This window comes from Gilliamella sp. Choc4-2, from assembly GCF_001690355.1.
Classification (GTDB): Bacteria; Pseudomonadota; Gammaproteobacteria; order Enterobacterales; family Orbaceae; genus Gilliamella; species Gilliamella apicola_A.
Genome location: NZ_LZHG01000058.1, coordinates 1 through 9,749, shown reverse-complemented (window position 1 = coordinate 9,749; position 9,749 = coordinate 1). Strand labels below are relative to the sequence as shown.

The following is a 9,749-nucleotide window of genomic DNA, read 5'->3' as shown; positions in this document are numbered from 1 at the left end:
TAATTCTGTTGTAAGCGATGCGCTCAGTTCTGCAATCCGTGCCTTGGGTGATTTTACCAATGATAAAAGCACCCGCAAGGTTTATGGCATTATCACCGAGTTTAGCCAATTATCGGTGAATAAAGAGGAAGCGCATTATCAAGTGGTCTTATCGCCACGACTGGCTAGACTAACGTTAAACCGCAACTGTGCCATATTCCAGAACCAAAGCGTAGTAAGCGTGGTTGAACAAATACTTAGAAGCCACGGACTTAATGGCATAGACTACCGCCTTGAACTTAAAGAGCACTACCCAGCCAGGGAATTTATTACCCAATGGCAAGAAAGCGATTTTGAATTTATACAAAGATTAATGGCCGATGTAGGTATCTGGTTTCGCTTTGAAAGTGATGCCGAGCATGATTGTGAGGTAATGGTTATTAGCGATGACGAACAAGGGTATGGACAGCTTGCCAAACTGGCGTACCAATTACCCAGCGGCACTCTAGATGGGGGCAAGCCAAGTATTTGGGATATCAGCGTGCACAGCCAAACGGTGGAATCGGCGTTCAAAGTGCAAGATTACAACTACCGTGATGCCAAAGCGAGTTTACTAGGACAAGTCAATACCCAGCCCAAAGACACCACTACCCACGGCACCCATTACCTTTATGGAGAGCATTATAAAGGCTTAGACAGTAATCGAGTAAACCATAACCTAGATAACCAAGAAGCGACCTCAGACAGTGATGATAACACAATTGAAAGCGGTAACTGGTATGCACGAATCCGCCATGAGCACGCTATTAGCCATCAAACTCTCATCAAAGGTAAAACTAATCAGTATAACCTAGCACCAGGGCAACGGATTTACCTTAATGGTCATCCTCTCACCCATATTGATGACGGTCTTGTTATTTTAAGTGTCACCGGTAAGGGCAACCGCACTGATGCTTACCAGCTCAGCTTTACCGCCATTCCCTTTAATAGTTTAAAACCGTATCGCCCAGCCCCTATTGCTTGGCCGCAAATTAGCGGCACCTTGCCAGCAAGGGTAACCAGTCCAGATAACGACACTTATGGTTATATCGACACCCAAGGGCGATACCGTGTAAAATTCAATTTTGACTTAAAAGCGTGGAAAAAAGGCAACGAAAGCCTATGGATAAGGTTGGCTAGACCGTATGCGGGTGACCGTTATGGTTTTCACTTTCCACTGATTGATGGCACCGACGTTGCGATTGCCTTTATGGGCGGTAACCCAGACAGACCCTATATTGCCCACGCGATGCACGACAGCAGCCACCCTGACCTTGTCACGACAGCCAACAAACACCGCAATGTGATTCGCAGTGCGGCTAACAATAAGTTGCGTATGGATGACAAACGGGGGCAAGAGCATATAAAGCTGGCAACCGAATACGGTAAAACCCAATTAAACATGGGGCACCTTGTCAACCAAAATAAAGAGGGACGTGGAGAAGGGTTTGAACTGAGAACTGACGAATGGGGAGCAATTGCAGCCAATAAAGGGCTATACCTTACCACCGAAACCGAACCCAAGGCACAAGGCAAACAGCTAGATATGCAAGCCGCGATTACGCAGCTTGAAAACGCCTTATCGATTGCCAAAGCGCTACAAAATGCAGCGACCCAGTCCCAAGCACATAGCGCTGATATCGACAGCCAACAACAACTTAATGCCTCGCTCAGCCAACTAACCCAAAGTGGTCTGCTTGCCTATGCACAAGAGGGGATAGCCTTAACCAGCCCTCAAAACATCCAACTGACAACAGGCAATAGCCTAACGTTAACCGCTGAAAACCAAACTGACATTACCGCATTAAACAATATTACCGTCTCCTCATCCGAAGCAATAGGTCTCTTTGCCCATAAATCAGGTATAAAACTCTTTGCCAATCAAGGTGATATCGACCTGCAAGCCCAAAATGCTAACCTCAATATGGCAGCGAAGCAAGATATCAAAGTCGATAGTGTAGATGGTGAGGTAACTATCGCAGCCAGTAAACAACTAACGTTAATCTGTGGCGGCTCGTATATTAAAATTAGCGAAGAAGGCATTGAACTAGGCACCGCTGGCAATATCTATTTTAAAGGTAAAGTCATGCAAAAAATGGGGGCGGCTAGTATAGAAAATAATACAGATAACAACTTGAAAAGTGATGTAGACATAGCGCTTACAAGATTAATAAATAGTGAATATATCAACTTTTCAGGTTAAAGGTATAAACAAAATGACACTAATACCAATAAAAAAATGGAAATATCCAGTTATTATAAATCAACAAAAACAATTAAGCACTAATGGTTATTATACAGCATTAATGTCGGCATCTAATGGCTTTTATCCTGTCAGTGTAAACAAACAGGTGCATGGAGGGATCCATTTTGATGAGAAGGTCCTTGGGAAATTAGGTGACCCCAAAATACGAAAAGTGCATTGTATCGCCACTGGTGAAGTTATCGCTTATCGAGTTAATGATTATTATCAAAAAGTTGATTATGGTGAAAAAATTGACTTTTTCTCAACAGGTTTTGTTTTGGTTAGGCACCTGCTGGAAATGGAGCGTATAGAAGACGTCGCTCAGGCAAAAAGCAATCTGCCAACCAATAACAGTGCTGCGCAAACATCAGAAACCACAGCTGATTCAACTCAATTATCGAGTACTACAACAAATCCAACTACAGAGACAGCTAAAGCGAATACCTCAGCGCCGCCCAATGAGCCGTCAACCAGTGAAATAATTACGCCTAAAAAAGAAAAACAACCAGGGCATCGTCTTTATTTTTATAGTTTGTATATGCATCTGGCGGATACGCAATATTACCATGATAATCCAAAAGAGCCAGCACCCGCATTTTGGGAGCAGGATATTTATCGCATTAAACATAAAGATAAATTAGATTATGTAGAAGGATTAAATATACGAGGGACACCTGATAGTTCAACCAGCACAAATATTTTAGCGGTATTACAAACTGGCACGAAAGTAAATTTAAATCTTGATTTACATGAAAAAGATTATAAGTGGTATGCAGTTACGTCTTTAGAGGAAGGGTATTTCTCAATTCCGGAATTAAAACCTGTTGACTATAAGGGAAATAAAATTATCGGTTGGATTTACAATCAGACTAAAAAACCACTCACAGACCCGATAGTTGAAATAACAGGAAAAGATAGCAAATTAGCCAAATCAAAAGGGCTAAGAGTAAGGGATAAAGATAAAAAAAATATTATCTCCATGCTACCCGAAGGTACTCAAATTAAAATATCCGGTACCAAAAAACCGAAAAATTTTGTTGAATTAATCGAAGTGATTCGAGATGGAAACCCCACTATTCCTTTACCAGCAGGGAAAAAATACGTTTATTTTGATTGTCTTGAAAATATAATTAGAGGTAAAAAATATAATGAGGTTGTGGTATTAGATAAACCTTTTCCAATTGTAGCAGGTGATTTAGTTGGGCATATTGGTCATAATCAAGATAAGGCGATTGATAAAAAAAAAAGATAAAGAGGGGAATTATATTGATATAGAAACCCTACCGCTTGCACAAGGTATGAAAGGGAGCGAATTTCAACCGAATTTACATGTTGAGTGTTTTACCTGTGAAGACTTACCAAAGTACATTAGCCAAACTCAAGAAGAGGCGAGAAAACTAGCCGATGAAGATAAAACACTATTAGCTATATCAAAAGGCGTTAAAGTACTGACACTACCAAGTCAAGCAGACACAACCGTTGGAACACCACTTAAAGGCACTAAAATAAAAGTGCTAAGTAAAGAAACCAATATAAACTGGTTACAAATAGAAATTAAAACCTCTGCAACAGACAAAAAAACATTATGGATTGAAAATACGCAGGAGATAGCAAAAAAAGCAAAATCTAATGGTGAAATTGAATTAGCTACAAATACAGCGGCATGGAGCAAACACCCCTTACAAGCAAGCCAATTAACGAGCAGCAATCATAATATTGGCAGAGCACTACTACTTGATATGAGAGATAATAAGGTTAAAACAAGAAATAATCGAGCGGTGGATGAGCAAGATACGTTATGGATACAAATAGAAAAAGTACTTGACGATAAAAATACCACTATATCGTCAAGTTGGCTATCAACCAATAGCGAAGGTGTAAAGAAAGTAAGTTGCTGGGATTGGTTTGATTTTAAACAAATTAAAGAAAATGCCAGTCTGAAAGAAATTTATCTTAGTGCTAAAAAAACCTTAAGCAGAAATAAGGATAATGCATCACTTGAACAATACCCGCCAACAATAAAAGAGACATTAACACTATTAGACCAACAATACAGTGCTAACTCACCAAAATATGCGATGATAACAACGGACAGCTTTAAAGGGCTTATTGATAAGCCGGTATTAGCCTCGGCTCTTAGTCGCATATTAATCAATTATGAAAGTGAATGGTATGGCAAAGTTAACTCAGAAGGAAAATTGCCCAAATGGGAAGCGTTAAATAGTGAAATGACAGAAGATGCCAACAATGTACTGAATTATTTAACTAAAGGAGATGAAGCAAAATTTGATGCTTATATCAACACGCTAGAAACAAGCAAACAACAGTCAGTAAAAAAAGGGATTGAAGAGCTAAAAAGAAAAATTGACCGATTCCCAAAAGACTACAAAAGCAATCCAAAGCAGAAGTTGAGCCAAGGACAAATTGAAATTCATGAAAAAGTGCAAAAGTTAGAACAAAAGGTCATGGATTGGGAAAAAAGTAAAGAGAAAATCAAGAAAATGTTATGGTGGGATGATGTCGCTAAAGGCTTAGCGAAGCTAAATCAAACAAATGGCACACAACCAGAAAATACCAACACAACTAATACCAAAGCCACCCCAACAGACTCTGCCTCACCTGCCACGCTTAGTGCTGATGGTAAGGCATGGTTTATTCATCCTATAGCATTATTTAATTTCATCCCAAAATTTTGTATAACAGTTGATATGTTAAAACAAATTTTCACTTATGTATCAAATAATCGGCTAGATTTATTACAATTCATAGTAAATGATATTAACGTTCATATGAACGAATATAGACTTAATACACCTCTCAGATTAAGTCATTTTTTTGCTCAAATTAGACAAGAAGTTGGCTCATCACTAAAAACTGAAGAAAATTTTACTTATAGTGTTAGTGGATTAAAAACAACATATAAATATTTTAAAAATAATCCTGAAGATGCAATAAAACATGGTTATCCTGATGGCTCTCCGAAAAATTTAAGAATTGTATCGAAGGAGAGCCAAAAATTTGTTGCGAATAAAGCCATGGGAGATAGATTAGGAAATCTTGGTGCAAATACGGATGATGGTTGGAATTTTAGAGGAAGAGGATTAAAGCAGTTAACGGGTAGGAATAATTATGTAGATTTTGCAAATGGATATCAGGAAATTTGGGGCGGGGAGTACATTGATTTTGTTAATAATCCAGATTTATTACATACAAATTATAAATATATAGTTCATTCTGGTGTTTATTTTTGGCTTAAATATAAATTATACAATATTGCAGATCAAGGTTCTGATGAGTCAACAGTAAATCTGATAACTGAAAAAATTAATCAATATACTAAAAGTTATAAAGATAGGTATAATCATTTTAAGGAAATATATGATGTCAAAAAAATCTTTCAAAATATTTAAAACTTTTAATCTTATAATATTCATTGTACTAAGCAGCTTTTCTTTTTTTTGCCATGCAAAAAAAGAACCGTTATCATTAAAAATATTACCAATTTTCTCTCCTTTTACCCAGCAGTACGAAGAAGATGATGAAGATGATAGCGGAGAATATTCTCATGTCTATTTGATTAATTTTTATAATGCAATTAGTACTGTTCATCCTCCAGTATTAGTAAATTACGATGGATTGAAATCAATATTGTTATTTGTTCCTGCAGATCCCAAAGATCCTGATAAGGGAAACCATCACCTTGTTTATAATCTTAATTTAGGTAATTTTAAACTAAATGAAGTTGGAACTATTTTCACCCACGAGATATTATCAATTTTTAGTTATAATCCTAATGAAGAAAATGCCATGATTTTTGTTCTTCAAAAAAATAAATCGGGAGAGGAAACTTTATATTCGAATATTCGATTTTCAGTTTTAAAAGAAGAAGGAGGATTATATATACAATCTTTTAAGACAGATAGAATAAGTATTGCCCGTTTAGATAACTGTATTGATGGTGGTATTGATTATTTGGGTAACAAACAAATATGTAAGTATAAAGACGCTTCATCGATAAGAAAATTTTTTGATAACATTATAAAAAATAAAAATTGATCGATTTCCAAAAGACTACAAAAAGCAATCCAAAGCAGAAGTTGACCCAAGGACAAATTGAAATTCATGAAAAAGTGCAAAAGTTAGAACAAAGGGTCATGGATTGGGAAAAAAGTAAAGAGAAAATCAAGAAAATGTTATGGTGGGATGATGTCGCTAAAGGCTTAGCGAAGCTAAATCAAACAAACGGCACACAACCAGAAAATACCAACACAACTGATACCAAAGTCACCCCAATAGACTCTGCCTCACCTACCACACTTAGTGCTGATGGTAAGGCATGGTTTATTCATCCTGTTCAAATTATAAGTATTGTTAATAAAAAATATCAAATAACTACAGACTTTCTTGAAAAAGTGATGAATAAAACTGGGAAGTGGTTTAATGGAAAAGGTGGAGGAAAAACCTTTGAAGAAAACTTTATTCTAAATTATCCAGATATTTATCAGATTGATAAAACTCTTTTTGTATCGCTATTAAATAGCTCATTGAAAAAATTTAATATTACAACTCCATATCAAAAAGCTCATTTTTTAGCACAATGTTTTCATGAATTGGCAGGATTTGAATCAACATTGGAGTTTTCCTCAGGAATTAACTATGAGCCAGATGTCCATAAAGATGCTATTAAGAATGGAAATACAAAAAAAGGGGATGGACCTAAATACAAGGGTAGAGGTTTGATACAACTTACTTGGAAGAATAATTATATTAAATTTTCCAAGTACGAAGGTGTTGATTTTGTAGCAAATCCAGATTTAATAGCACAAAATATGAAATACTCAATTGATGTATCTTGTTGGTTCTGGCGTTTTAATGGAGATATATATAAAAAATATAATGCTAATGGAGATATTAATATACTTATTGATAATGAAAAAGATAATGTGACATTGGTAACGAAGGCTGTAAATGGCGGTAGAAACGGTTTGGAGCATAGAATTAGAATTTTTAATAAAATAAAAGAAGAATGGGAATTAGAGTAATGATTAAAAACATGAAATTATTAAAAATATCAATGTTATTTTTTTATTTCCTAGCGACACATTCATATGGAAGTATAGAGTTTAATAAAATAAAACAATCAATTTATCATTGTTTTGATAATAGTTCTGATTGTCAACATATTAAAGTACCCATTGAGTTGAATGATGAAATTGATGAGTCAATCTTATCAATTGACAAATTTTTTGGTCAAAATTATTTATTGATGACATTAAAATATAATTCTACACCAAATAAGTGTTATTCGCTTTATGAAATAAAAAATCATATTATTCAAGCTAAAGAGAAACAAATTTTAAGCGATGGTTCTCAGTTATGTGATTATAAGAAAACCAATGATCAATTAATTAATCGTTTTCTTGATGGAGGAAAGTGGTATGAAAAACTTTATAAAGAAAAGGAGAAATATTATCAAATAATATTAGAAGATCAATGTATTGGTTGTGATATGGTGCAGCGTAAAATTTATAATAAAAATTTAAATTATTTATTGGTGACAAATGAGCATAATCTTCTTGATAGAAAACCAATAATTAAAAAGATAGCTATTAAAAAGGCTTATTTATATGATGATGCTTTGGAAAACTCAAAAACTAAAATGTATTTAATTGAAGATGACAAGGTAGAATTATTACAGTACCGAGACGATTTTTATCAAATCCGATATTTAACTAAAACCCAGAAGTTAATTGTTAAATGGGTTCATTCTTCGGCTTTACAAGCACATTAATTTGACTATGTAAGAATAATATCTGAACAAATCAAAAAATGTTATGGTGGGATGATGTTGCTAAAAGCTTAGCGAAGCTAAATCAAACAAACGGCACACAACCAGAAAATACCAACACAACTGATACCAAAGCCACTCCAACAGACGCTACCCCACCTGCCGCACTTAGTGCTGATGGTAAGGCATGGTTTATTCATCCGCTGGCTATGGTGAGTTATTTTAATGAGGAAATTAATCTTATAAGAAATTATACTCTAGAAAATGCAGAACTTGCTTTAAGGGCTATATACGAAAAGTATGGTAAGGATATGGCAATAATAATTGAAAGAATGTATCGTTCTGAAACTGCACATTTTAAATCTTTACAATATAAGAAGACAGGAACAGGAGGAATGGAGTCTTTTGGTTATCCTCCATATTATGGCTGGGATAAAGAGTTCTTTTTATTAAATCCAAATTATACTCCTATAGGAACTACACATTTATTTGAAAATGTTGGATTGAGCAAGCAGGGAGGAAATGCTCAAATAAAAGATAGACCTAAAGAGTTTATAATTTTCCCTTCTGTGTTAGCTGCAATGGAGTATTTAGTTTTTTATATTAATAAATATAATGGTAATTATGCTCGTTGGCATTCGACAAATTCTGCTGTTCAAGAAGCTTATAAAAATATATTAAATAAAATTATTCCAAGAATTGTTAATAAAATAGAGGAAGAAAATGCAAAAGAAAATTAAAGTTCCAATAATATTTGTTTTACAAATTTTGATAATTTTAAGCGTAACATGTAATGCAAATGCAAAATTGAACGATTGTGTATCCATTTTTGAAGAAATGCTTAAAACTAGTGATTTTCTTCCAGAAGTAACATCAAGGAAAAACTTACTTATCGATTTATATGATATTTCAGTCAATGATGATTCAATTTTTTTCAAAGTCTATGACTCTGATACTGAAAAAAATAAAAATAGAGGTGTGTTGGCTGTATTAGGTTGGGTAAAATACAACTATAAAAGAAAAAGCATGGAAAATATTACATATGATGAATTAAATCCAGTTAAAGTTATTTATAACAAAGAGTTAGAAATAAAATTTAATCAATGTTTGGATTTTCATAAAATAAATATAAAAGATCTTGCTACTTCAGAATAAATAATGGTGTAGGAAAACATTGAGTTGTTTACACTTGTAGAAGCTCAAACTTAATATGGTTGGAATGGCAACACATCTTCAAACAAAGGCATATTAGAAGTACATGCCAAAAATTTCAATAAATCATTTAAAAGAGTAATAGGAATAGAGGGAATTAAAGGTATTGATTTTCGTACATGGAATTGTAAATGCCCCAAACTTAGTACACAACTCACGTAGAAAATTAAGCTGCTTGTTTTAGTGTTTTATACTCAATCGGTGTCATGTTATTTAATGCCTCATGCGGTCTTTCGGTATTATAAATGGTTAGCCATTCTTCGGTTATTCTCCTTGCTTGCGCTAGGTTGTTAAAAAGATATAAATCTAACACTTCAGTTCGATAAGTCCGGTTAAATCGTTCAATGTAACCATTTTGATAAGGGCTACCGGGCTTTATATAATCAATGGCTATATCATGTGATTTAGCCCAGTTTATAAAGGTTTTTCCGGTGAATTCTGGTCCATTATCTACTCGTATTTTTAATGGATACCCATGATATTCAG

Annotated in this window: 9 protein-coding genes; 8 read left to right on the top strand and 1 reads right to left on the bottom strand. The window is 34.6% G+C overall.

The features are described from left to right. From A9G34_RS07405 to A9G34_RS07370, 8 genes are all read left to right on the top strand, one after another. Window positions 1-2,221, top strand: a 2,221-nt coding sequence (locus A9G34_RS07405) for a type VI secretion system Vgr family protein (RefSeq protein ID WP_065569341.1), incomplete at its 5' end; no start/stop codon positions are given. Window positions 2,222-2,234: 13 nt separating this feature from the next. Next, window positions 2,235-3,515, top strand: a complete 1,281-nt coding sequence (locus A9G34_RS07400) for a hypothetical protein (protein ID WP_065569340.1) — start codon at window positions 2,235-2,237, stop codon at window positions 3,513-3,515. Beyond that, on the top strand, window positions 3,496-5,673 hold the full coding sequence (locus A9G34_RS07395) for a glycoside hydrolase family 19 protein (RefSeq protein WP_065569339.1): 2,178 nt from the start codon (window positions 3,496-3,498) through the stop codon (window positions 5,671-5,673). Before A9G34_RS07400 ends, A9G34_RS07395 begins: the two co-directional genes overlap by 20 nt. Further along, window positions 5,645-6,319: a hypothetical protein gene (locus A9G34_RS07390; RefSeq protein ID WP_065569338.1), complete on the top strand. Its 675-nt coding sequence runs from the start codon at window positions 5,645-5,647 to the stop codon at window positions 6,317-6,319. Before A9G34_RS07395 ends, A9G34_RS07390 begins: the two co-directional genes overlap by 29 nt. A gap of 41 nt (window positions 6,320-6,360) precedes the next feature. Further along, window positions 6,361-7,305, top strand: coding sequence for a glycoside hydrolase family 19 protein (locus tag A9G34_RS10490; RefSeq protein ID WP_141670378.1), 945 nt, complete (start codon window positions 6,361-6,363; stop codon window positions 7,303-7,305). 11 nt (window positions 7,306-7,316) lie between these two features. Beyond that, on the top strand, window positions 7,317-8,054 hold the full coding sequence (locus A9G34_RS07380; RefSeq protein WP_133459393.1) for a hypothetical protein: 738 nt from the start codon (window positions 7,317-7,319) through the stop codon (window positions 8,052-8,054). 38 nt (window positions 8,055-8,092) lie between these two features. Then, window positions 8,093-8,791, top strand: coding sequence for a hypothetical protein (locus tag A9G34_RS07375; protein ID WP_065569336.1), 699 nt, complete (start codon window positions 8,093-8,095; stop codon window positions 8,789-8,791). Continuing rightward, the gene (locus A9G34_RS07370) at window positions 8,775-9,206 is read left to right on the top strand and encodes a hypothetical protein (RefSeq protein WP_065569335.1); all 432 of its coding nucleotides are present in this window, start codon (window positions 8,775-8,777) and stop codon (window positions 9,204-9,206) included. Before A9G34_RS07375 ends, A9G34_RS07370 begins: the two co-directional genes overlap by 17 nt. A 223-nt stretch (window positions 9,207-9,429) precedes the next feature. Here A9G34_RS07370 and A9G34_RS07365 read toward each other — a convergent pair. Beyond that, window positions 9,430-9,749, bottom strand: a 320-nt coding sequence (locus A9G34_RS07365) for an integrase core domain-containing protein (protein WP_141670325.1), incomplete at its 5' end; no start/stop codon positions are given.

What these genes read in the sequence shown, in the direction of transcription:
- A9G34_RS07400 (WP_065569340.1), top strand. Translation starts at nt 2,235, where the DNA reads ATGACACTAATACCAATAAAAAAATGGAAATATCCAGTTATTATAAAT.
- A9G34_RS07390 (WP_065569338.1), top strand. Translation starts at nt 5,645, where the DNA reads ATGTCAAAAAAATCTTTCAAAATATTTAAAACTTTTAATCTTATAATA.
- A9G34_RS07380 (WP_133459393.1), top strand. Translation starts at nt 7,317, where the DNA reads ATGAAATTATTAAAAATATCAATGTTATTTTTTTATTTCCTAGCGACA.
- A9G34_RS07375 (WP_065569336.1), top strand. Translation starts at nt 8,093, where the DNA reads ATGTTATGGTGGGATGATGTTGCTAAAAGCTTAGCGAAGCTAAATCAA.
- A9G34_RS07370 (WP_065569335.1), top strand. Translation starts at nt 8,775, where the DNA reads ATGCAAAAGAAAATTAAAGTTCCAATAATATTTGTTTTACAAATTTTG.